This window comes from Pseudomonas sp. MF6394, assembly GCF_002018845.1.
In the GTDB taxonomy this organism is placed as follows: domain Bacteria; phylum Pseudomonadota; class Gammaproteobacteria; order Pseudomonadales; family Pseudomonadaceae; genus Aquipseudomonas; species Aquipseudomonas lactis.
Map to the genome: position 1 here is coordinate 117,939 of NZ_MVOJ01000001.1, position 22,680 is coordinate 140,618.

Here is a 22,680-nt window from a genome sequence, read left to right on the forward strand (position 1 = left end):
CTACCTTGCAGACACTTGCGCTTTAATTAGTCCAGAGCCTTCGCCGGGAGGTCGCTATCTGGTGCGACCTTACCGAGTTGGTGGACTAGTTGCCGAACTAAAGCCGCTAATTCGTCCACCACGCGGCTGAATGCTTCCTGATCGTTCACAGCTTGTTTACTCGAAAACTGTACGGTTACCTTGATGCCATCGCCGAGTTGCGAGGCAACGAGAACACGGCCGATAGCCCCCAGTATTTGATATTCACGATCGATCCTGGGAGCGAAAATCACGCCGCCCCTACGGCAACGGCCCCACGGGTTAGGCGGGGCTTGGGTGTTCCTCATGCGATTTTCTTGATGTCTACTCGGACTTGCTAGTAATAATCCCAATTGACCATCCGCTGGGGTTGCCGATGCTGTTCACAATGTATTTTTGGAAGAACTCCGCGCTAGACTCGCACTGGGTCTGCACCATAAAGAAGCGAATCATGCATTCCGAGCCGCTGTCCTGAAACTCTGGCCCTGGCTCATTAATGTCCTGTAGAGCAGTTGTTGCACGAAGCAACTTGTCGAATGAGTCCAGCGATCTGTTCAGGAGCAGATCGCGCCAAGTCCCCTCATGATGAATCTGGCCAGCGTAGGTGAACCGCTTGCCCCCAATTTCTTTTTGCTGCAAATGTCCCCAGCAGAGGAGCAGGGTATCCGCACCAGTGATCGCTTTGGCGCTCTCAAGCATCACTCGACGAACCTCATCTGCCATCTGGTCATGATGATCTAGCGGCGTGTAAGCAAGGCTGGTCAGGAAGACCGGTACCTTTTCGCTATCGGATATTTCAGGGCTACACGGCATGAAGAACGATGGTCCACCGTATTCATAATCTTCGACAAAGGTATCTTCGATCAGGTCGAAGCCCTGATCGCTGTAAAAGTCCCAGAAATCCCCCGGTTCAACCGGATGAGAAATGCGCAGGCGGTCGGTTAAGTTATCCAGATTGCAGCCTTCGAGGCCTGGCGCACCACCTAGCAAATCCTTGAGCATTGCGTTTGCTACCCGAGGATCATCAAAGCCCGGCACATAGAGGCTCAAACCTTCATCTTCAGGCGGAGAATGCAAAGTACTTCGGTTGATTGATATAGTCTTAGGCATTTTGCCGCTGGAGGGACTGAGGTTCGCGGCCAGGTGGACGGCCATCGATGGGTTTATCGCAAAGACATCAACCATCACAGCAATGTAGCTATCCCGTCGAGCCATCAACTCGGGTACTTCTAGTTGCTCGTCTGGAACACTGGGCTGCTTGTTCCCTATCGCACTGGTAACTGCATCCCAAGTTCGGAAACCGCACAGATTTGCATACATGGCTGCGGCCTCAGCACGCTCGATGCCCAAGCTCTTGCCGCAGACCTCGACCCATAGGCGAGCCAATTTGTGTTCAGTAGCTATGAATTGCGTCATGACGGTGGCCTCGTATTCAAACAACGCTGGGTATCCCGCCATCGCTGTGGCGATACATCTGCACTGCGCCACCTTAGGCTTTTCACCACACGGTGTTGTCAGTTAAACATACGATTTCACTGCTGCGCATCTTCAAACCGATTCGGGCGACGATTTCGTCCAGCACAATGCCTTCGCATGTGAAGCGGGCGTTGACCGCGCTTTGCGGGTTCACTGGGTGGCATCAACATAGATTGACACAAAGCCCCTAAATCACTGACCACTCACGTATCAACCCGGACAGCAACGACAACATAGTTTGACACAACCTACCAGTGATTCCGGGCGCTGCAGGCTGTTGCTCTGCTCCAGAGGGCGATTCATCAGCGTTTTTGTGTCAATCTATAATGCCGAGTGTCGCAATAAGTTGTCTTGTGTCGAACGATGTTGTTTGCTGCCAACAGATCGCATGGCTCGTTTTTGTTTGCAACAGTCAGGACTGTTTCCGTGGTCATTCGTGGTCAAAAATCGCCGCCTCAATCTCTCCACTGTTTTTCGAGCGAAAACTTCTCATCGCATGAGAGATTTTATCGTGAGCGATTTTGACCTTCAAAGCGTATTCGGGTGGCATACACGGCAACCCTTCGATCAGGGTGCAAACATCTGTGATCAGCGGGAAGCCGTTATTGAAGTCCGATTCACGGAGCAGGGAGCGAATATTGAGCAGAAAGAAGTCCTTATTCTGTTGGGTTTGAGAGAACACGTTCCACCCGCCAGAATATTCACCTCCCGCAATCAAACTTAGCGAGCCAAAAACAGAGTGTATGTCACCATGAATTGCCGCTAGGGTGCGGTGACTGTCGAAAGCTAAAATTTCTTCGTCACGACCGATAATGGCATCTGCATCGCGAAGTACACTAAGAAGTTCAGTTAGGACATTCAGTACGTTTTGATTGTGTTCGGTTGCCTGCTGCATTGTGGCTTTCATTGGGTCTCTCATTTTATATTTACCGTCATTCATGACAAGATGCCGTTTGCTTACCTTACTTGCAATTACCCGCCTTCCTGTAGTTGCTCGTAATCGCTTCGGCTTCACTAGCAAATACCACCAGATTCTTCTCCGAGATCATTCCGTAGGACGGGCAACCGCTGGAAAGGTGGTAGATATGGGAGCTCTTATTACCGTGCACGCTCCCGACCTGAGTATTCGAAGCGGTAGAAAGGGCACCAAGCCCGGTCGATGCGAGAGGAGTGAAGACAGAGTCATTACGAGCCGGAGCATTCACTACCTGGTGCATCAGCTGAGCGGGTCCTTGAGGATAAGCCATCTGGACAGCACTCCCCAGCCTAGCCTTCCCAAGCTGGAAGAACACTGGCGCATGATCGCTCACGGCGCGCCGCCCATCCTCATGGCTTACCTTGAGCATCGCAGGGTAATTGACGATCCCAACACCGGACATCATCGATCGCGCTGACTGGTTGGCAAACACATTGTCGTACAGATTGGCAAACCGACCGCTTGTGTTCGACAACGTGCTTGCGCCGTCTGTAACCATTGGGATAGCACGTGCTCGAAGGGACTCGAACGCAGGGTCCGAAGGGGGCATGTTGAAATCACCCATCAGCATGATGGGCTCTCCTGGGTATACCTGCTCGAGCCATTCCCAGTAATTACCGAGCTCTTTCAGCTCTGGGGTTCTGTCAGCGGCTGACTTGCCGTAAATGATATGTACGGTGGCCAAGGCGAAGGTATTGCCGTCACTGAGGGACTTAAAGCGCGCGCTATAGGGCTCTCGCATGAACACATGCTTACGATCCAAAAAGCTTACGGCGCCGTCTTCATATTGAACTGCCGAATCGCGGCTAAGAAAGCAATACTGCTCCTTATAACTGCGCGAGCCTACAGGGCTTGAGCACAGCGAGCTCCACTTTTCACGTGTCCGTTGCTCCAGTGCCAGTTTTAGGTATTGGATGCCCTCATCATTCATCACCTCCTGAACGGCCAGGACGTCAACATTGGCGGCGACTGCTGCTAAAGCTGGGTAACTTTTCTGGTCACCGTTGCCCAGACGCATTGTATTCCAGGTTCCAACACGAGCGTCTGCGGCTGCGGCAACCCCTGATATAGCAGTAGCCAACACCAACAAAGCAGACATCAATAACGTTTTCTTCAAAGGTTATGCTCCAGGCAGTTAGGCTTCATATTCTGTGGGGGGGGTCATCTGACAACGGGGTTCAAATAAGCGCCCTGCGTAGTTCCGTGACGGGTTTGAATGTCTAGATCTTTGTCGTAGGCAGAAATCCGTTCTATCAGCGCGGCCGTAGCCTTCTCAGCGATCACCTTGGCGCGAGAACAGGGCACATCAGTGCGTGTCCCGTTTATTTTTGCCAGTAGCGTGGTGGCGGCCCGGTAGGCGTTTTGCGCATGCAATGCTTCATGAGCATTGAGGGCGCTGTAAAACCGCCGCCACTCTTGCTCAACACCTGGGGATTTGGGAATCGATTCCAGAACAGGTAGGTGAATCCTGATTTTCAAGAACACCTGCCCGTTATCGAGTAGGCAGCCATGTGGGGAGGGAATCAGGTCATAGGATGCTGAGAGATTCCATATCGTGACGCCGGCGTAGTAGGAGCCCCCGTTTCGACTGGGTGTATGCTCTGCAATCGATCGTTGAATTTGATCGATGGTTTGCCCGGACACTCCGTAAGTGACCAACTTGGAATCCACAACTGGAACCGTTGATGCCACAGAATGTAAAGGCATCCAAGCGAGGATCGCTGATATAGCGATTCTTCCAGCCCAATTTGAAGCACTCAGTCGAATCCTAAGTAGCATTTGCCACCAAGCGGGTGTCGAGCTTCTTTTGAAATGCAGCGATTTCCTTCGCTTCGCGCTTGATTAACGAGCGTTTCCCAATTCCGTGCTCAAGCATGTAATCGGCTACTTGCCGCGCAAGGGCTGCTGCGTCGACATGACCATAGATCCATGCCGCGCGAAGGAATTCCAGGGCGCCTTGCAGGTCACCACCTTTGGCAGACAATTCTCCAAGCTCGTAATTGGCTTCAGGATCCTTGCGAGAGGCGGCTTCGTTCAAGAGAGCCAGACCCTCGTCTACTCGCTTACTGTCACAGAGCATCTTCCCGAGGTCTGTCATCGCAATCGGGTATCCGAACTCGACAGCGATTCGCAGATATCGCTCAACGGCGGCTAAGTCTCCAGCTCCCAAAGCCTCATAGGCCAAGCCGTAAGAGCTCAATGGGTGCAGGGCCCCAGCCTTGCTTTGCCAAAGATGTGCCGTTACATCGCTTCCATCAGCTTTTGATGACTCATAGCACCGAGCCAGCGCTACAGCAGCTTCGACAATTCCGTCATTAAAACCCTGCTCAAGGGAGGCTATTGCCTCTTTGCGCCTGGCATCTTCTTTTGGCAGCTCTGTTTGAAATGCCAGCTTAATTCGACATGCCCACAGCAACAGCTCACGCTTGGAGCTCGGCATCAGCCTAAGCTCGCTGTCCCATAGATGGCCGACAACGCGGAGATCACGTGAGTCTTCATTTTTTTGGAAGACATGACCAGTTGAAGGGTCGATGGCCATGTTGCCAAGCAATCCCAACGGGATGATCCGGTTGAAGGCTACACCGTTTATGCGCTGGCCCAGGCTCCATGACGTATGGAGTGCTCCTTCAGCACATACGAGTCTCATCGCCGTGCGTACGAGAGCGGCCTCGCAGGGATCGCCGAGCTGCTGCGCCGGCTCAACTTTTGCCAATATTGCACCCCATCCACCCTCTACCCCTAAACCGAAGGTAGAAATGCCGTATCGGTTGATGGATGGGGCCCCGCGAGTAATCGGACCGCCAAGTGGCTGCAACTGCACAGAGTGATGTTGAATCAGGAAATTCTGTGTGTGGAGGTCGACCTCGTTAAATGAGGCCGAATAAACAGGAACACCTTGCTTGGTGGACAGCGACATCGCAGTGGAGGTATTCAGAGCCTCAGCCTCGTCTGCCGACTCTGCGGCAGGGTGAACCCATATTGCCAAGTCGACCTTCGAAAAGCCGCTCTCGACTGCTTCGCCGTGGGTCAATACGCTACATGCGGGAAGGTTGAGCGCTGTCGCAAGCTTTGAGAATTCGGAGTCCGCATTCTCGTCCAGGGTATAGATGATCTCCACAGCTCCTGGAGCTCCAAGAAATTCGCCAGCCAAGCTAGCCCACTTGGACTTATCGAATCTTATGAGAGGATCTGATCCCAGCAGGAGGACACGAATTGGCTTCTCGCTCCAGCTGATACCTGATTGACGAACGACATTCGCGACTAAAGCTCCCGGGGCCATTACCGAGGCAGCGTTGTTGAGCTTGGCCTTCACCCCGAGTTCGAAAAGTTGGGTCTTCAGCAGAGGCTTGATTGTGCGCAACCAGGCTTCAGTAAGAGCGCCCAGGTTCACTGCAGATTCAAAGGTTTTTGCCAGAGACAAGATTCGGATACCCCAATTTGGTTATGTGCCAGAGTGTACCCGCGCCATAATAGAATCCAATTCAAAACGCCTAGTCGAAAATCCAACGCCCGTTAAAGTGATGTGTGGGCTCACGCAGTGGACATCTCTATGGAACTCCACCTCAGCGCTATCAGTGAAGCAATCGCAGTGGTCAAACAGCTTGAGGCCGAGCTCAAGGTACTGGTCAGAATGCTCAATGACTCACGACACCGATTGAGAGTCGATGCGATTTTTGAGATGGAGTTTCGACAAGAGCCAGAAGTAGACGAAGCTGCGCCTATCCCGGTGAGGAGGCTTGAAGGTAGCGACGCGGTCGACGCAGCTATAGACGTCCTCACTTGCATCACGATGAAGGAAACTCAGAACGCGAAGGAAACCTTGAGGAGTCCAGGGGTAGTTGCGCTGCCTGGGGAAGTGATTGCCAAAATCATCGAAACGAATGATCTGCGCAGCAAGCTGGAAATGCTAATCGGCAAGATCAAGAAATCTAACGATCGCCGGAAGGTTTGGATTAAGTTTGAGGCCATATCGCCAAAGCAGGCAATGCGTTGCACCCCGGTGCTGATGAACCCTCAGACCATTAATTTCTACTGGACTGATACCGGCACATCCGGATCAAGGCATGTGGCTTCAGATTTAGTGAAAGAGTGGGAAGACCTCTTAGATGAGCTTCACGACCGACGTCCTACCATGTCCGACGCTCCTGAGGGATCAATTGAAGAGGGCTTGCTGACCGCTATTGATCTCTTACGGAAGCTAGGCAATGAACAGGTCGCTATTCGGAGACCAGTCAAACCCCACATCCGAGCACGGGTTCGTGACGGTGATACGCCGGTGCGCCAGATCATCTCTTCCGTGCCCTTCGTTTACGACATCGATGTATGCAAGTTTGCACCCACAATTAAACCGCTACTTAGCTACGACGTAGTCACGGCACGACGCAAATCTGCCGGCCGCGAACTACTCGAGAAAGAACCGTACATCAAGAAAATGAACCTCTATCAGTATCTCGAGAACTATCGCGTCTTTGGGCCTTTGGTACAGAAAGCCGAAAGCGATTCATTTCCTGCCTCAATTGATGAATAAGGCAATAATCAGAATGCAGTCCACTGACCAAACCACCAGTCTCCGCCTGGCCAGTCTCACTCGAGATCTGGTCTCCTGCGATGAGCGAAACCGAGCGAACGCATATCGAGACATGCTTGAGCTTGCTGAAAATGGAGATGGCAAAGCAATGTTCCAAGTGGCGAGGTGTCTCAATCAAGGCATCGGTGTAGACACTGACATAACCCGCGCTGACCACTGGCTCCGGCTCGCCTGCATTGCTAAACCTGCATCGACCGACGCCCTATTCACCTACGGAATGTCCCACGTCCTCAAACAACGCGCAGGGGCCGATCCAGTTAAGGGCATCCAATACATCGAGCGAGCTGCTTCTGCCGGTTACGTTAAAGCCACTATAGAGCTCGTCAAGATCGTCGAGCATGGCATGACTGACATCAAACCAGATCTTCGCCGCGCTTACCGCTTACTGGCATCCTCGCTTAGCGAGAAGTCCGACAAAGCCCTCTACGCGGCCTACGTTGGATTCGTAGAGCGCCACCAGCCCATCACCAACCTTCTGGACTCGTGAGCATGTACAAAGAGCAATCTGAACGTTTGGTCAAGAAAATGGCCTTGGGCATTAATGCTGAAGCGGCAAATGTGATCGTTGCGCGTGCCTACGGGTACAACCGTCTGAACGCTAAAACTGGTGAACTCGAAGAGCCAATCAATGGCCTGCAGATGATCAAGACCCCTGATCAGATAAGAGCCATTTCCGATCGAAGCCTCCAGATGATGGAGTTCTTGCGAATGGCCATGAACATGGATCCCCTCAAGAATACGTTACCCGACATTCGTAAAGGGCACCCTCAGGGAACGCTCATTGCAACCATGTGGGGGTTTAGCAATTTTGAAGCGCTGAAGGCATACGCAAGGCAAGATAAGATAGATCCAACCTCTCAATCAGCGGAGGAAATGGCGAGATTCAAGGCTCGCACTGGTTTCATGCCACCCTCCCAATATTTACTGGGACGTGATTATGCCGGCCATACCCTAATCATCCATACCGAGCCCCTGCACATCTCTCAATGGATCGACCAAGAGATTTGCCTGAACCGCCTTGATGACCTGTTCGTTGCCGTAGTGCGAGCCACACACGATGGCGACAACTATCTGAACCGTTACAGCCGCGGCCATGATGTCTTCAGAAAGTCGCTTTCTGAAGATCACAGTTCGTTCATCCTGGGTGAACGTCAGAAGCATCCAGACCACCACTTGGCGGTGACGATTTTACCAAGTCGTACCTACACGCTCGAGCAGCTAGTCTCCGCTCATTATTCTGCCCTTAACGAGGGAGCTGTGCGTGGACGCACCCTCATCATCGACCGGGTATCGGTCGCGAGGGATGAGGAATCGGTCACTGCCGGTTTGAAGCTTGCCAGTAGCGTAGGCATCAACGTCGTTCTAACCATCTCTCATCCAGACCCGATGCTTTGGGACAAATTTGATAGTCGTGTCATATTTGGCTTCGACCCTACAATGGTTGCTACGGGCCATGAGCAAATGGATCAATCGCTAGTTGCTTCAGCTCCATTCATTGGCCTCAAGAAGAACAACCTGCAACTCGCCTATCATTCGAACGACACAGGAGTAATCTTCAGCATCGTCCAGCTCGTGCCGGAAACCCAAGCCCAGGCACAAGGAGCTACGCTATTCAAACGGATATTCGGCAAGCCTGCCGTTGGTTGAGCTCTCTCATTCCCAGACGCGTCCTAAATTAGCGCGTCTGTTATTGCCAAGAATCACAACCAAGTTGACAGAATTGTCGTAAAAGGGAGGTGTAGAATTCCCGCAACAGGAAGCTACACGCCCTGAAATAGAGCATTACCAGTCCACTCGGGCCGGAGACAAGAAAAGAAAAATCCTGGTTTTTTTTGAACCGATGGGCGGCGAGAGGGTCGAAGACACTTGAGATAGAAAGCTTTTCCAGATTTTCGCCGCTTTGCGAGATTTCTGAGACCGCTGCATAGGTGTCAATTTATCGCAAATTCACGGCCTTCATCTTCACAAAGCCCGGTCGTTCGTACAGAATGTGCGGAATGGGGTTCACTCCCCCATGCCAGTTTTTGACACAGTTTCTTGAGGAAAGCATAGGCTTTAGACCTCCTAACTCCTAAGTCACCCCCTTCTACATCCAAATGCCTATGGGTGCCGTTGCTTCTCCTCGACTTATTCAAGGCCCGTCCATGCAAATGGGCGGGCCTTGTCGTATCACAACCAAGCAGTCACTGCTATCGGGTCAGCGCGCTTCGGGGAAGGACTCGCCCAGACTGTGAAGAAAAATATGTTCACGAGATTCCGGAGCTTGTTCGGACAGGGCAATCCCAAGCTGGAAATTTCCGCTTCGATGATCAGTACCGCAGTTCACCACCCTCCCTTCGAATTGAAGCTCGTCACCATTCCGCTGGATCAGCTTCATCGAGATAGCATCTCCGATTCCTTTCTTCTTTTCTGTCAGGATCATAGCGCCCGCGATCGATAAATCTCGCACCCGGCAATCGGCCCAACCCAGGAGCCCTGCTACCAAACCCTTTCCTTTGATTTTTTGAGAGAGCAGCGCTCCTTCAGAGATCACGTACCGCGTGTGCCGTCGGCTGGACGCATTCATCCTTTGTTTCCTATAGCTAGTTGTGCGGATCTGTTCAGAGCGCCGTTACAGAAATCCGAGACCCCTTTTTGGCTGGTCACCTTCAAGGAACTGAATAGTATCGTCACAACATATTCAACGGCTATTCAAAACCCCCTTATGAAATTCCTCCCTAGCACAGCTTCAATTTGGCCCCGAGGTGCTGGTGTGCTCGAGTCCCGAATACCCTGGCAACTTCAGATCCCGGTGTTCCTTTTTGTTTACTTGGCTGTGTGTGTGACTCTCACATTCGCCACACCTGACGGCGAACAAATCACTTTCCTGAAAGTGCTCGAGGATCTTGGCGTCTACGTTCTATTTCTGAGCTTATGGACTGGTATCTATGCTCATTTCCGCCGTGAAATGACCTTGGGGTGGCTCGCGGCAATTGCCGCAGTTTCACTATTCCAAGAAGAGGTCAATTTTCTTAACCTGGGGTACGAAGGAATTTGCTGGATGGTCGGTCACGTACCCACCGGCGAAGAGCGCCAACGCGGAGACGTCTACACACTGGCTCTCGTTTTTACGAGCTTGATTTTGCGGTTCATCGCCCAGCGTGGGTTCCGCAGTTTCATGCGAATTCACATCACATTCTTCCTTGTGGCCTACACCACCTTCTTGTGCTGCATCCACTATCTCTTCGCTTACTACATCCAGGGCGAATTGCTGACAGAAAGGATGCGTTACCAAGAGGAACTGACGGCGACCTATCCGGGTCGGTTCAAGTATGAATGTGAGCGTCTACCCATCAAATGCTTTCAATGGGTGGGAAATGAAATCCCAGCTGAGGTTTTGGCTGCACCTTCTGCTCAAGGTATCCTAGAGTCGATCGAAAGCTCAAAAATGAGTGTTACCGGATGGCTAGAGGTCTTCCCTGCTACCGATAACGAATCCGATACCGTCCTGAGGGGGGTTAGCGCAAGCCAGAAGGTGATCATCACTGCTTACAAAAACGACACCCTACATCGGGCGGTTTTCGATGAAAAATTCCCTAGTCATTCCCTCAACGTCGCCAAGGTTGGTCTACTTTCGTTCTCAACCACATTCATAGCTGTGTGGTTTTTTGGTGGGATGCATCTGGTCTTTATGCACCAGGCCCGCAGGAAGTCAAAACCCAAGGGAGCAATTAAGTGATCCTCGACTATAAGCTTTGGAAGCAACAGGTCATCAGTCAGGCCGTCTCTGCACATGAACAGTCACTCCCTATGGTGAACCAGCTCGCCAATCCCCAGATAATGGCTCTTTACGACAAGATCCTTGGGGTTCTCACTGGGCCGCACACAATCCGAGTCCGCCGAGACCCGGGGCTGTTTGATGCACTGCGCCTAAGGAAAGCGCAGCGATCCTTCGCAAGCGCCCTCTATCATCATCAGAAAATTGCAGATCTGAACAAATAATATCGGTCAAAGTCGCTGAAATGGGGCTGTCTCTTTCCACTATTAGGGCATGAGATATTTCAAGGGCCCCGTCCAATGTACAGCGAAGCGAAATCTGCCCAAGCCTGGGATCTTGCAGATCCCAGGACCATGCGCTCGAATTTTTCCTCCGCCAGCTTCTACATCGTCATCGATGGGCTGGACCACCCTATCGTCCTGCAAACTGCCAAAACGATTAAAACTGCCCTGCGCCGCACGCAAGGGGTGAAGGTGCGAGGCCCTCTCGCGCTTCCGACTGTACGCAGACGTCACATCATTCTCCGAGAAGCCCTGTCCAATGGCTCCCGCGGTCTTTACTGCGCCAAAGCCAAACGAATCAGGAATGTCCTCCTGGTTGAATCTCCAACCTCGGAATCCATCATGTCGCTCGTGGCGTTACCACTGCCGGCGACTGTCAACATCAAGATCGAGTCGTACCAGAGCCAATACGACTTGAAGGAAGCTCAATAATGGCAAACGGTTTCTCACACGCCATGAAACACCCAAACATTGCCGTCCTCGAAACGCCCGAACCTGACTGGTTCAAAACAAGCCCTCAAAAGGGAACGTGGGCCAGTTGGCTCATCCATGGCAACCATTACGGGACATTGATTGACCTCCCGCCAAAGACTCAACTGGACATCGACCGAGGGAATTTCTTCATCGTCCTTCAAGGCTGCGTGGTTGCCTATGCACTTTCGCCAGATGTCCAGGGCAAGGGGATCTTCGTAGACGCCCTTCGGAAGGGTGACATAATCTGGCCACTTCAACCTAAGCAGGTACGGTTTGGCTACGAGACTCGAAGCCATACCTTCCTACTCGCTGTCTCAAAGTCAAAATACGATGAGTTCATGAAAGCGAACAGCTACAGCGAGACTGTTCTCATGGCCGCTGAACTGAACTTGATGACCAAGCATTCCCAGGCTGCGCAGTACCTATTTGCCAAGGACCTTGATCGCATCAAGCGGGTGATTACCATGCTGGTTGAGCATCCCGACTCACGCCCCACGGCCCGCGGTATAGAGGTCCATGCCAGCAAAGATGAAATAAGAACCCTTGCGGGGGTCGAGAGGCGGTCGGGCAGTCGCGCGTTCAAAGCATTGGAAGAGGAAGGGTTGCTGAAGTTTGATGGGTACAAGACCTTTTTCTTTCAATCACAATCTGAGGTTTCGGCATGCGCCGCAGTACGAACGTAGCTGTTAGCAAGATCGCCGCTTATGCAGAGGATCCGCGCAAGTTCGTTGGGGCCGGTGGTGGGGCATACAACCAACGTTTAGCCAAAATGGGTACCGCAGCGCATGGCCGGATCGGCGCGGGGCCAAGCAAAGGCGGATTTATTGCCATTGTGTTGGTAGCCATCGCCGCCCTGCTCTACTTTAAGGTGATTACATTCTGACATGCTGATCATTCTTGGAATTATTGTAGCGGCCCTGTCGCTGTATCTGGCCCTCAAAGCCAAGGCACCACTCGATATTTACAAGCAGTTTTCGCTGCCTGCAACTCAGTGGGTAATTGTAGGGACTGACCTAGGCAAGGGGCATCCACGAAAACGGCTCAGCGCACTCGGCGTAGCAGGTGAACCGGATGCCATTTTCCGCGGAAATCGTACAGGGCAAATTGTAATCGGTGAATTCAAAAACCGAATGTACAAGGGGTTCGTACGACGCCGGGAATACTACCAGGTGATGCTGTATATCGGCCTTGCTCGGGAGGCATTCAAAGAATCGAATGTGGTTGGGCTGCTGAGCTTTAGAGATGAGTGTGTGCAGATCCCGTTCGATGAGCAGCTATTTCGAGCTTTGGTTTCCATCAGGACTGAGGTACCCATTTCACTCAAGAACAGAAAGCCGCAAGATTCAAGGCCTCTGCATAAGCGAATGGGCATCACAGTCAAGAACCCGAAAATCAGGTTCCCTCGTTAGGCTTAGGCAACCTCTGCAAGCCGGTCGAATGCTGGGAAATACAGCACCTTTTTAACAGGGATGGTGATACCGGCATCTTTCACAGCACGCTCGTACTCATCCATTTTCGGCCGGTACCGCTCAACCTCCCGCGCAACAAAAGCGTCTTCGGACATACCCTCCGGGCAGTCCGGAGTTTTGTAGTCGCTGATCCAGTAAACCCCATCATCTTCAAAAGGTCGATCCAGGAAGCGGTGAACCCAACGTCCGTTACGGTATGCACTGACCTGCACCTCATGGCCACTGCCCGGACGCTTCTTCAAGATCCATTGCCCATGAATACTGTTTACGGTATTGGACAGCAGCCGGAGGATGCGAGCAACCGCCTGAGGAACCTCAGCAGCAGGGAAGCCTTCACGACGAAGCATCGATGCGATAGCCTGAGCCTTTGTACGCACGCGAGCTTCATCCCAGAGTTCGATACCCTGCTTACCGATCTGCTCTACAAACCAGTGGTAGACGATACCGATGGTCTTGGCGCGATAGTCGCTCCCCTCCTCCTCCCGCAATTCATCGTTCAGTTCATTTTCAGTGGGTACTTGGTCATTGCTTGCAGCCGGAACAAAGACCGTTTTAGGCAATTCGACTTTGTAGCTGGGAGCCAGGCGTGCCTTAGAGGGAACCCCAGAATCCGTAACTGCAACAATAGGGAATGCCGGGGCGACCGCTTTCACTTGGGCTCCAATAGCCGACCACAAGCACTCAGCCAACGAACCTGCTGCTGGCTTGATTTCCTTCTCTTTCTGGACCTCACCCTCGGCAGCAGGGAAACGGTCGACGCATACGAAAAGGTGGCAATCTTCTTTGGCCCGAGTCGTCCCCACGTACGCCGCCCGACATACTTCATCAGAAATATCCTTGCGAACCATGCGGCCAACGAATTTGAATAGACGACTATCAGGGGTGGTAGTGTCCAAGTCTCCGAGGTTAGGAACGACGGAAAAGACACCATCCATCTGGCGGAAGTAGAACAGAGGCGCATCATCTTTAGCCCCGCCTTTGTTTAAGCCAGGAATCAACACAATGTCGTATTCCAGGCCTTTGGAGCCGTGGCAAGTCATGACTGTTACCGCGCCAGCTTTTGGGCTTGCATATGCTTTGTCAATCGCGCGGAAAAAGGCCTGAGGGTCAATAAGGTCACCTGACTCCGTGTGTGAAGTGAGTAGCTTGAAGATGGTTTCCACATCGTCCATCTCGCCAGTATTTACCGTTGCAGGTCCGCCCAAGGCGATCCAGGCTGATTTAACAGCCCAACCCAGCTCTGAACCACGACTGGAGCGCTTCACTCCGTCCAGAACCTCCAAGAGCCTCAACACTCGGGTCAGTCCTTCGGAAGACAATTGAGCCTGCACGCCTTCGTCGCGTAGAGCATTCTCAATGACGTTATGCCCCCGGGCGACAGTCAAACAGTCTGCCCAGCTAAGACCAACGAACGCTGCCCGTAACAGTGCGATCCACGAAGCTCGATCAGCGGAATGCCAGAGTGAACGAATCAGTGAAATCACTTCAGAGACAGGGGCAGCCTCTCCAATGGGATCAATATCCTTACCGCGAACCTCAATTCCAGCCTCTTTTAACATCGGCAGAATGTGTTTCAGGTGCGAGCGACCACGTACTAGGATTGCGATCGACTTTGAAGGGTCTTTTGAAAGGGCTTCCTGAACAACCTTTGTAACTTCTTCGGCTTCACCGATTTGACCTGTGGCCACGGGGTGTACGCTCACACCGCCATCGCCTTTCCGGAACGCTACCGATGGGACGAACTCATAAGCTGAGTCTTTGAAGACCTCGGCATAGGTCGCGTTATTCCACTCAACGACGCCCGGCAAGGACCGAAAGTTGACAGTCAACCGGAGAATATCCATTTGCTTGGGCCCGAAAGCTTTCGCCTCGACAACTGATGTGAACAGATTCAGGTCAGCGCCACGGAAAAGATAGATCGACTGAAAGCCATCGCCGACATAAGCGATAGAACGATTGTCGGCCGGCTCCCAGTTCTCTACCAGCAGTTTCAATAGGTCGTATTGGGCCTGGTTGGTGTCTTGGAATTCATCAACCATGATATGCAGAATACGGTCTTCTTCGAGCAAGGCGTCGCCGACAGTCTCACCAGCGCCGAGAGCTTGAATGGCGCGCTGAGCGATTTCAGGGAAGTCCAGTGAGTTTGTCCCTTCCATTGCCAGCGTCAGATTGGCCAACAGATACCGAAGAATTACCGTGAAGTGCTCGACCATTTTTGCTGAACGAGCTGGGTATTGAAGTTCTGGCAGGGTTGCAAGTGTGGCTAGGGCCTGAGCATATTCTTGAGAATGAGGGTTAACCTTGAGGTCAGCCAGAATTCCATTCATCTCAACTGTGCAGAAATGCTTAGCTGGGAATCCGTTGGCTACGGTTACTTTCGCCCGGAGCGTGCCGGTACTAGTCAGCATGTAGGAGGCAAATTGCCCGAAATATTCGAGCGTTTTCGCACTCGCAATGGCAGCGGGCATTTCCGCAGCCCACTCGAAACCATCAAGGGCACCGGAGGCAGATTTAAGGCAAGTCATTGCACGTTCGAGATCAGATCCTGGGATCAGTGAAATAGCTTGTTGGGCAGCATGCAGAACAACTGAGCTGACCGCTTCCTGCATTTCAATAGTGTCCAGTGCCATGATACGGCCGGCCCACTGATCGCGTTTCATTAGTAGGTTTTCGAACAGTGGAACCAAAGCTTCAAATCGGTTTTTAGCGAAAGACAATACCGCCTCAAGCGCGTTAGAGAGAGACTCAGGAATGTCGTTGTCGTTAACGGACTTGAGGGTTTCGAGAATCGCTTGACGATAGATGAGCGAAGCATCGTCGGTAGTTTTACCGCCACCCAGCCCGGACATGATTGGAGTTTTGCTTGCCAGTGAAGCGCAAAAGCTATCGAAGGTCATAATGCGCAGACGGCTAGGGTTCAAGAGAAGGTTCCAACCCATTTCCTTATCTCGATCTAGCACCAAACGAGCCAGACGGTATTGCGGGAGCTCATGGGCCAATTCAGGCTCAATGCCAGTCGCTGCCTGCTGCAACGCACCAATAACACGCTCTACAATTTCAGCAGCAGCCATGTTGGTGAATGTGATAGCCAGCACTTCCTCAGGGCGCTCCACGACTGTCAGGCAGGAAAGCAAGCGCATTTGCAAGGTAGACGTTTTACCTGATCCGGCCGGGGCCAGTAACAGTAGCGAGCGGCGAGGTTCGATAGCCAGGGCGCGCGCTTCGGCATCTGCAATGCTGAGACCTCGGATTCCAGCAAAAATAGGGTCCAGGTGCGGCAGAGCGGCGAAGGGTACGAATGCAGTCATGTGGTCAGCTCCAATTCAGATACACCCAGAATAACGTCGCCCCCGCGTGCCACCAGCCGCCAAAGTAATCTTTCAGGACGCAGGTCGGTAAACCCGGGATTGGACTAAAAGTTTTCGCATGCGGAATGTTTTAAGCTATGGGCTCCCCTTCGCTATGCATTGGGAGCCCGACTGACGCTTATCGTGCGATAGGCGCAATGTACTCGTAGCCGATTGGAAACCCCTTTCCACATAGGTCCAGAGTCGCTTCGCCACGGATGAAGCCAGCACTCATAGAATCCAACTGCCGGTTCCATGCATCTTTCTGAGCTTCCCATTTGTCCGAGGTATCGACGTCCTCTTGTCTGGCCTTCTTCCCTTCGACGAGATTGGCCGAAAAGTTTGAGCGAGCATGAAAACCGAGAGACTTTTGATTCACCTGAGCCAGCACAATGCCGTCGATTGGTTCTACTGAAGCGACACTGAGGTCGATCTTGGTCGCGTAGATTGGCAATTGAGGCTCTGTGAGGGTGGAAGCATTCAGACTGTTCATCCGCATCTCTTGGCCTGTCTTGTAGTCAAACACAACACTCCGAGAGACCGTTTGCTCTTCGTTCAAGAAGATGCGCTCCCGACGATCAAGGCTTACCGTCAAAGGTACCTGCCCAACAACGATGTCATGGCGTTCTTCAAAGCCGATAACCTCGAACTCGAATTCCCGCTTCTTTTCGAGCTCCAACCACTCAATGGTCAGGTCGACGATACGACGTTGCTCAAGCATGATCAGCTTCATGCCGTAGCGCCAGATCAGCTTGTATAGAAGGTCCTCGGAAGCCAGCTGAGTGTGGTGCTGGACCTTGGCTTTGAGCTCGGCAACCGAGAATGCCTTGAGTGCCTTGGAGGTCACCACCTCAGTCCAAAATTTTTCAAGCACAAGGTGGATCATTGTCCCTTGGATTCGAGGATCAAGGCCGATGATTGGTTGCGGAAACATGTTGGCTCGTAGGCGATTGCGCACGAATGAATAGAATGGGGACTCTGCATAGTCCTTGAAGATGCGAACTCCACCCTTGATATCAGTTAGTTCGATATCGCTGACAGCTGGGGCCTCCTCTTGCTCGTAATTATTCCTATCCAACTGGCCCATCAGGTCATCAAGGAAGTCACCCTTTGTTTCCAGGGTAGGTGCAGTTGCGGGCCACGTGCCAAACAACTCACTGGCCCCGATGGCCGCCCCCTTTTCGTTATGGCTGGGGCACGACACCGTGACGTCAGCGCTAGAGCTGAGGAGTGCGCCCACAACACTTTGAGCATATGCCAGCATCCCTTCGCTAGAGGCGTCAGAAATCCCCGCATCAATCTGAAGATCGGTAGGAATGAAGGGTGATGGCTCAGCGCGGCCCGGCAATACGTTGTTCGATGCGCCAACGATCCATAAGGCGTCGAAGTTGAGGCCGATAGCATCCTCATAGCCCAAGATCGAAACTGGGGCCAAATGGCTGATACGGGGCTGGAATTGTCGTGTGTCTACGACCTCCCTGAGCCACATGAATGCTCGCTCATACTGAACAGTCCCGAGTTGAGCATCCAGTGTGCGGAACATTGCAAGCGCCTCAGCCCAAGCATTAAGTGTCTGGAAATTGGCACTGTCCAGTTCGCTCTGACCGGGCCAGCCCATATCGTTCAGGGCTTCGGTAAAATGGTCGGCCCACTCAGATGGATATCGGCTTTGCTCGCCGGACACCAACTTCTCAAGAAGTCCACCAAAGCGCTTTCGGAAATCAGGAACTGCATCCCCCTTGTATGCCCCAATAGCCCGCAGAAAATCCTTGCCACCCATGTTCAGGCCTAGGTTGTCACGGAACCACAGATCCAGAAGGGCACGGGTCGCAGACTCGCCCACATGGCCAGCAATCCAGCGAGAGCGCAGCACACGGCTGAAAGTCTCGGAATCTGCCTTGTCGGGCGTGATGGACAACAGATCCATAGCCGCACGGATCATGGGGCGGCTACCCAGCGTTGCACCACTGGAAATATCCCACGGCGCCCGTGTTTCACCATCCGGACCAACAGGCATTAATGATCCTGGGCTCGTATGCAAGCTCAGCGCATCAAGCAAGGGGCCTTTGTAGGAACGGATGTCAGGTACGACGATGGCGAGTGAAGGTGCAGCATGAGGGGCGTCCACGAAGGGCAGCAGGTGATCTGACACCCATTGCGCGACCTCAAGCATTTCGCTCGCATTATTGTGGCTGCGCACAAGACGCGGGGTCGTCTTATCCCCCTCTGCTGAGACGATAATTACATCAGTACCGAGAGCCTCTAAGGCATCGAACACGGCCTTTTCTGCTGGGTTCAGGGACATCATGCCTACGATAATCACCCGCTCCGGGGGTTGAACATCGCCAGCCTTGATAGCCTTAAGCAGGAGCGTAGGGAGGTGAGCACGGAACACATACTGTTTTGCGCCGCACACGCTATCGAGTTGAGTCTTCCATTGGAGGAAAGCCTCAAACTCTTCTTTGAATCGGAAGCGATCACTATCCATCCCAATCAGGTACTTGTTTACCTGCGAGTACGCCACCCCAACTCGGCGAGCTGCGTTCGTGGAAGAGATCATGTTTGACGGCAGTAGGTCCGACTGGTCAATTACCGACTTCACAGTGGCCAACTCCTGAACAGGGTTGAGGGCTTGTTCGTCGGGCATCAGCTCCAACCAAGTGGTCTCAATCCACTTCGTGATGGTCATAATCTGCCCCTTGGTGAACCAAGCCTTCTTCCCACCTACCGCCTGGAGCAGTGCTGCTTGTAGCTTAATGTGTCGCGCGACACGCTCTGTCGAGGCCAGGACAACTGTCCCGTCTGTGATGTTTGAGAGGTGGCTGAGGAATTTCATTCGGGCAGATCTCCGTTTTCGATACACCCAGAATAACGGCGGTCTTTAGTGCCACCAGCCCAGACCAAATGAATCATTTCCAACGGAATGCGGCAAATGGGGTAGTGACATCCCACTATTAAGGTATCCGCTCAATGCTTGGTTGCGTCATATGTCGATCCAGAGGTTATCCCAGACTTCGCCTTGGGCACATGAGGGATCAGTGCCCGTAAGATTCAGCCTGGCATACCAGCCAGTCTTCAGTGTCATGGATGACCAAAGATCAGTAATAGCCTTTGAGTCCTTGCTTCGGATTTCTGACAGCACTGGGACTCAGGGGCCAGCTGCGCTTGTCGCGCGTGCAGAGTCTGATGGTTCGATTGTCGATATCGACCGCTGGGTTCTGGCCCAGGTGATCAATCAATTGAAATCCCGGCCGAGGCTTTCTGTCTGGATCAACACAAGCCAGTTGTCGATCGCGCACCCATCCTTCGTCGGAGATGCCGTGCAGGCCCTCCTTGCAGCGAATGTGATGGGCAGGGTCACGTTTGAAGTGACTGAAACTGCAGACGTTGAGGCTCACCTGCTTGCGAAGCGTCTTGAGGCTCTTCGTTTACAGGCGCTGACAGTGATGGTCGATGACGTGCGTGATGGTTACGCAAAGCGCTCGCTCTTGCTAAGCGACTCGGTTGTAGGCTGCAAACTCTCACGCGAGTCAACCATGGAGCTCATGGTGTCTGAGTCAGCGCGGGCAGAGGTGCAGCGTCTGGTAAAGCTTTGCCGTCGGCGAGGTAAGCAGGTTGTGCTTGAGGGAATTGAGACTATAGACGAGTTGTCACTGGCCAAGCATTTGAATATTGACCTGTGCCAAGGGTACCTGCTTGGTATGCCGGCAATCCCCTCAGAATTACAACACTTCGCCGAGATGCGCCCCTGACTGAGGGGCGCTAGAGCGTATCAATACATTACCGAACGTAGTCCAGTTGTGAGTCGTTGATACGACCACGTGTCTCAAGCCATTGGCGAAGTTCTTCACGTGTTGCCTGATTCTTGCTTACCCAAGCTGTCGCCGACTGGGCCATAGATACACGTTTCTGAGAAACCATTTCGTTCATCAACTGAGGCAGCTTCTCTGGGCCGTCAGCAATAATCTGACGTACAGAATTGGTTACATACAGCGATTCGTAAATGGGTAGCGGCTTGCTTTTCCCATCACCGCGTCGATAGACATGCTGCCACCAAAGTCCGCGTAGAACAGATGGCAAGATCCGAGCGAGTTTGGGATCGAGCAGCGAAGCCATGCGCGTTGGGATATCGATGGCACTGTCCGCATGGAGGGTACCCACAACACTGTGACCGAGGGATGCGGCGAGAACCGCTGCGTCGGCAGTTTCTGGGTCACGAATCTCACCAACCATAATTGTGTTGCGATACTGCCGGACGAAGTCACGGATCGCTTCTGCGAACGAATCAACGTGCGTACCTACTTCACGCTGAATCACCCCCCCGCCTTGGAACTCAACTTCAATAGGATCCTCAACCGTACCGAGGTTTCCGCGCTTGCGCCCCAACTGCTCAATAGCTGAGATCATCGTGGTCGACTTACCAGATGACATCTGGCCAGCAAAGATGGTCAAGCCCGACCCTTCAAGAAGCGGACGAATAGCGTTCCAGTCTAAGCCTAGGTCTTTATCAACCCTCGGAATGGACTTCATGAGCTTGCGCATTGTGATGACCTGGCCGCCGGATGAGTCAGCCAAGATGCAGCGGTAACGCTCGCCGTTAAAGGGGGTGGTGAAGTTGGCTGCCTTACGCTTGTTGCCTCTCCCCTTCTCGGAGAGCATCCGATCGAAGAAGTCTTTCCAAGCACCCGGGGGCTTCATGATTTCGAACCGACCGTTGTTATCTTCAGCCTCAAGGCTGTCTTTGGTCAGAGTGATGTTGGTCGCGTCCTCTGGCCTCAAGGGTTTGTCATTAAGATGACTGGATGTGAGCACAGACACCGGGTATCTCCTAGTACAGTTGAACGGGGCCACTGAGGCGTGGATTTATAGCGTTGCGATTGATGGCATGCGCCACAAAACGCTTTGCGCCAAAGCACTCATCGTCAGGCTTGTTTGGTTTGGCGAACTCGAGGAGGCATGCGTTACGAAATTCGCATGATGCGCACTCAGGATTGTTGTTCCTACGCATCTGCCGCCGGAGATAAAGAAGCCGCTCACGCGAACAGAGGATGTCTCGAAAGGTCACCCCCGGCTCAAGGATGTTCCCAAATGAGTGCAGGTACTCCTTCCAGCCATCACGGTAGTTGGGAAGAACCATGTCGCCATCGGGGAGGAGGAACAGTGTTTGACCGGCCATGTTGCTCATGGCGTTGCCTTTGATCTTTTCCACGGCAAAGTGTGCTTCGCCGATCGCAGGAGCATTGAACCCACGCTCCTGCAGCTCGTACCAGTAGTCGAGCATTTCGATCATGAAGTCATTGAAGCCTTTCATGGTTGGGGCAAGTACATCGTATTTGCCTGGCACGTCGTTCTGCTCATTGAGCATGAATGGCAGCCAGCCCGACTCCTGAATTCCCATCTCACGTAGCTTATCCAGAGTGTGCCTTGGGCCCTGGGTCAGGAGGTCCGAGTTGACCACGCTGATGGTACCGACATTCAGGCCTCGCCTGATCGCCTCCCGAACCTTGAGTTCCCACTTGCGTACATAGTTACCTGAACGCATATCGCCATCGTATGAGGTCTGTACATAGCCATTGCAGTGCTTCTTCCACAGCGGTTCCCAAACATCGAGGTCGACACCAAGCATTGAGGTCAGCATCACATGACGTACTTGGTAGCCCTCTGCTGCTGGGAATTCTTCAGCCATCACCTGAACGTACCCTTCGAAATATTCAGGCCCGGCGGCAGTCGGCTCCCCACCGTAGTTGTACGCAATGATGGTTTTCTGATCCGGCTGCTGCTCCTCGAAATAGTCGTAAATCTTGCGACAAATGACCCGCAGGTCATCGAGGGACATAACGCTCTTGTCTGCTCGCTGCTCCTTACTCAGATAGCAATGTTTGCAGTTATAGGGGCAGTGCAGCGTCGGCATTATGGTGAAAACGAAGTAACCATTTTCAATGGTATCTGGCCTAATATCTGGGCCCATGAGTGAAAAGCTATCGCTGCCGGACTGCACGCAGCACCTCCTCATTGATAACGAATCTGCCTTGGCCAAGCTTGTTGGATTCCTCAATGAGGGATTCAGCTTTTCTGAAATACGGCGAGGACGCTTCCTCCACGTACACTGGGGTCGACTCAAGGTGGGCCGCGAATTCGAGCTCTTCAGGCGTGCGCTCTCCGCTGCCCTGCCCCTGCTTTTTCTCAAGGGCCACGATGGTTTCGAAACTCAGCAATTTCTTGCCAGCCCGGAAGATGATTCGAGCCAGCAGAGGAAATATCGAGAAAAATCCAGGTGGTTTAGACTCGTCCACT

At 52.7% G+C, this 22,680-nt stretch carries 21 protein-coding genes; 10 read left to right on the forward strand and 11 right to left on the reverse strand.

Annotation, left to right across the window (positions count from 1 at the left end; all coding sequences use genetic code 11):
* Nucleotides 1-342 precede the first annotated feature (342 nt).
* The 5 genes from MF6394_RS00690 to MF6394_RS00710 form a co-directional block, all read right to left on the reverse strand.
* The gene (locus MF6394_RS00690) at nt 343-1,458 is read right to left on the reverse strand and encodes a hypothetical protein (protein ID WP_161952142.1); all 1,116 of its coding nucleotides are present in this window, start codon (nt 1,456-1,458) and stop codon (nt 343-345) included.
* Between the two features lie 466 nt (nt 1,459-1,924).
* The gene (locus tag MF6394_RS00695) at nt 1,925-2,434 is read right to left on the reverse strand and encodes a hypothetical protein (protein ID WP_153045953.1); all 510 of its coding nucleotides are present in this window, start codon (nt 2,432-2,434) and stop codon (nt 1,925-1,927) included.
* Nucleotides 2,435-2,456: 22 nt separating this feature from the next.
* Nucleotides 2,457-3,587 (reverse strand): endonuclease/exonuclease/phosphatase family protein, encoded by a 1,131-nt coding sequence (locus tag MF6394_RS00700; protein WP_228759002.1) that lies wholly within the window; start codon nt 3,585-3,587, stop codon nt 2,457-2,459.
* Nucleotides 3,588-3,631: 44 nt separating this feature from the next.
* Nucleotides 3,632-4,141, reverse strand: coding sequence for a DUF922 domain-containing protein (locus MF6394_RS00705; protein ID WP_169904182.1), 510 nt, complete (start codon nt 4,139-4,141; stop codon nt 3,632-3,634).
* Between the two features lie 97 nt (nt 4,142-4,238).
* Nucleotides 4,239-5,891: a tetratricopeptide repeat protein gene (locus tag MF6394_RS00710; RefSeq protein WP_153045954.1), complete on the reverse strand. Its 1,653-nt coding sequence runs from the start codon at nt 5,889-5,891 to the stop codon at nt 4,239-4,241.
* Between the two features lie 129 nt (nt 5,892-6,020).
* Between MF6394_RS00710 and MF6394_RS00715 the strand changes: the two genes are divergently transcribed.
* The 3 genes from MF6394_RS00715 (at nt 6,021) to MF6394_RS00725 (ending at nt 8,705) form a co-directional block, all read left to right on the forward strand.
* Nucleotides 6,021-6,998: a DNA replication terminus site-binding protein gene (locus tag MF6394_RS00715; RefSeq protein WP_078465821.1), complete on the forward strand. Its 978-nt coding sequence runs from the start codon at nt 6,021-6,023 to the stop codon at nt 6,996-6,998.
* Between the two features lie 112 nt (nt 6,999-7,110).
* Nucleotides 7,111-7,545: a tetratricopeptide repeat protein gene (locus MF6394_RS00720; protein ID WP_169904180.1), complete on the forward strand. Its 435-nt coding sequence runs from the start codon at nt 7,111-7,113 to the stop codon at nt 7,543-7,545.
* A 2-nt stretch (nt 7,546-7,547) separates the two neighbouring features.
* Complete coding sequence (locus MF6394_RS00725; protein WP_078465822.1) at nt 7,548-8,705, forward strand: hypothetical protein; 1,158 nt, start codon at nt 7,548-7,550, stop codon at nt 8,703-8,705.
* A 550-nt stretch (nt 8,706-9,255) separates the two neighbouring features.
* On the opposite strand, the gene MF6394_RS00730 is transcribed toward MF6394_RS00725, so the two are convergent.
* A complete protein-coding gene (locus MF6394_RS00730) occupies nt 9,256-9,624 on the reverse strand; it encodes a PilZ domain-containing protein (RefSeq protein WP_078465823.1) in 369 nt (122 codons plus the stop codon).
* A gap of 186 nt (nt 9,625-9,810) precedes the next feature.
* Here MF6394_RS00730 and MF6394_RS00735 point away from each other — a divergent pair, with 186 nt between their 5' ends.
* The 6 genes from MF6394_RS00735 to MF6394_RS00760 all read left to right on the forward strand — a co-directional run bounded on the left by MF6394_RS00735 (nt 9,811) and on the right by MF6394_RS00760 (nt 12,979).
* Entirely contained in the window at nt 9,811-10,776 is a 966-nt protein-coding gene (locus tag MF6394_RS00735) for a hypothetical protein (RefSeq protein ID WP_078465824.1), read from the forward strand.
* A complete protein-coding gene (locus MF6394_RS00740; RefSeq protein ID WP_078465825.1) occupies nt 10,773-11,039 on the forward strand; it encodes a hypothetical protein in 267 nt (88 codons plus the stop codon). The genes MF6394_RS00735 and MF6394_RS00740 overlap by 4 nt, the downstream gene beginning before the upstream one ends.
* Before the next feature lie 75 nt (nt 11,040-11,114).
* The gene (locus MF6394_RS00745; RefSeq protein ID WP_078465826.1) at nt 11,115-11,528 is read left to right on the forward strand and encodes a 30S ribosomal protein S10; all 414 of its coding nucleotides are present in this window, start codon (nt 11,115-11,117) and stop codon (nt 11,526-11,528) included.
* A complete protein-coding gene (locus MF6394_RS00750) occupies nt 11,528-12,253 on the forward strand; it encodes a Crp/Fnr family transcriptional regulator (RefSeq protein ID WP_078465827.1) in 726 nt (241 codons plus the stop codon). Before MF6394_RS00745 ends, MF6394_RS00750 begins: the two co-directional genes overlap by 1 nt.
* The gene (locus MF6394_RS00755) at nt 12,232-12,453 is read left to right on the forward strand and encodes a hypothetical protein (protein WP_078465828.1); all 222 of its coding nucleotides are present in this window, start codon (nt 12,232-12,234) and stop codon (nt 12,451-12,453) included. Before MF6394_RS00750 ends, MF6394_RS00755 begins: the two co-directional genes overlap by 22 nt.
* A 1-nt stretch (nt 12,454) precedes the next feature.
* A complete protein-coding gene (locus MF6394_RS00760) occupies nt 12,455-12,979 on the forward strand; it encodes a hypothetical protein (RefSeq protein WP_078465829.1) in 525 nt (174 codons plus the stop codon).
* 2 nt (nt 12,980-12,981) lie between these two features.
* Here the strand turns inward: MF6394_RS00760 and MF6394_RS00765 are convergent, their stop codons facing one another.
* Nucleotides 12,982-16,347: a UvrD-helicase domain-containing protein gene (locus MF6394_RS00765; protein WP_078465830.1), complete on the reverse strand. Its 3,366-nt coding sequence runs from the start codon at nt 16,345-16,347 to the stop codon at nt 12,982-12,984.
* Nucleotides 16,348-16,525: 178 nt separating this feature from the next.
* Nucleotides 16,526-19,222 carry a PD-(D/E)XK nuclease family protein gene (locus MF6394_RS00770; protein WP_078465831.1) on the reverse strand — a complete coding sequence of 899 codons (2,697 nt, stop codon included), beginning with the start codon at nt 19,220-19,222 and terminating at the stop codon, nt 16,526-16,528.
* 151 nt (nt 19,223-19,373) lie between these two features.
* Here MF6394_RS00770 and MF6394_RS00775 point away from each other — a divergent pair, with 151 nt between their 5' ends.
* Nucleotides 19,374-20,138, forward strand: a complete 765-nt coding sequence (locus MF6394_RS00775) for an EAL domain-containing protein (RefSeq protein ID WP_078465832.1) — start codon at nt 19,374-19,376, stop codon at nt 20,136-20,138.
* A 28-nt stretch (nt 20,139-20,166) separates the two neighbouring features.
* Here the strand turns inward: MF6394_RS00775 and MF6394_RS00780 are convergent, their stop codons facing one another.
* The 3 genes from MF6394_RS00780 to MF6394_RS00790 are packed head-to-tail and all read right to left on the reverse strand — an operon-like array spanning nt 20,167 to nt 22,679.
* Nucleotides 20,167-21,204 carry an ATPase, T2SS/T4P/T4SS family gene (locus MF6394_RS00780; RefSeq protein ID WP_078465833.1) on the reverse strand — a complete coding sequence of 346 codons (1,038 nt, stop codon included), beginning with the start codon at nt 21,202-21,204 and terminating at the stop codon, nt 20,167-20,169.
* Nucleotides 21,205-21,214: 10 nt separating this feature from the next.
* Nucleotides 21,215-22,384 (reverse strand): transcriptional regulator, encoded by a 1,170-nt coding sequence (locus MF6394_RS00785; RefSeq protein ID WP_238597266.1) that lies wholly within the window; start codon nt 22,382-22,384, stop codon nt 21,215-21,217.
* Nucleotides 22,365-22,679 carry a hypothetical protein gene (locus tag MF6394_RS00790; protein WP_153045955.1) on the reverse strand — a complete coding sequence of 105 codons (315 nt, stop codon included), beginning with the start codon at nt 22,677-22,679 and terminating at the stop codon, nt 22,365-22,367. The genes MF6394_RS00785 and MF6394_RS00790 overlap by 20 nt, the downstream gene beginning before the upstream one ends.
* Nucleotide 22,680: the final 1 nt, after the last annotated feature.

Coding starts and splice junctions, on each gene's coding strand:
- MF6394_RS00695 (WP_153045953.1), bottom strand. CDS start 2,434: ATGAATGACGGTAAATATAAAATGAGAGACCCAATGAAAGCCACAATG.
- MF6394_RS00715 (WP_078465821.1), top strand. CDS start 6,021: ATGGAACTCCACCTCAGCGCTATCAGTGAAGCAATCGCAGTGGTCAAA.
- MF6394_RS00720 (WP_169904180.1), top strand. CDS start 7,111: ATGCTTGAGCTTGCTGAAAATGGAGATGGCAAAGCAATGTTCCAAGTG.
- MF6394_RS00725 (WP_078465822.1), top strand. CDS start 7,548: ATGTACAAAGAGCAATCTGAACGTTTGGTCAAGAAAATGGCCTTGGGC.
- MF6394_RS00730 (WP_078465823.1), bottom strand. CDS start 9,624: ATGAATGCGTCCAGCCGACGGCACACGCGGTACGTGATCTCTGAAGGA.
- MF6394_RS00745 (WP_078465826.1), top strand. CDS start 11,115: ATGTACAGCGAAGCGAAATCTGCCCAAGCCTGGGATCTTGCAGATCCC.
- MF6394_RS00750 (WP_078465827.1), top strand. CDS start 11,528: ATGGCAAACGGTTTCTCACACGCCATGAAACACCCAAACATTGCCGTC.
- MF6394_RS00755 (WP_078465828.1), top strand. CDS start 12,232: ATGCGCCGCAGTACGAACGTAGCTGTTAGCAAGATCGCCGCTTATGCA.
- MF6394_RS00760 (WP_078465829.1), top strand. CDS start 12,455: ATGCTGATCATTCTTGGAATTATTGTAGCGGCCCTGTCGCTGTATCTG.
- MF6394_RS00765 (WP_078465830.1), bottom strand. CDS start 16,347: ATGACTGCATTCGTACCCTTCGCCGCTCTGCCGCACCTGGACCCTATT.
- MF6394_RS00770 (WP_078465831.1), bottom strand. CDS start 19,222: ATGAAATTCCTCAGCCACCTCTCAAACATCACAGACGGGACAGTTGTC.
- MF6394_RS00775 (WP_078465832.1), top strand. CDS start 19,374: ATGTCGATCCAGAGGTTATCCCAGACTTCGCCTTGGGCACATGAGGGA.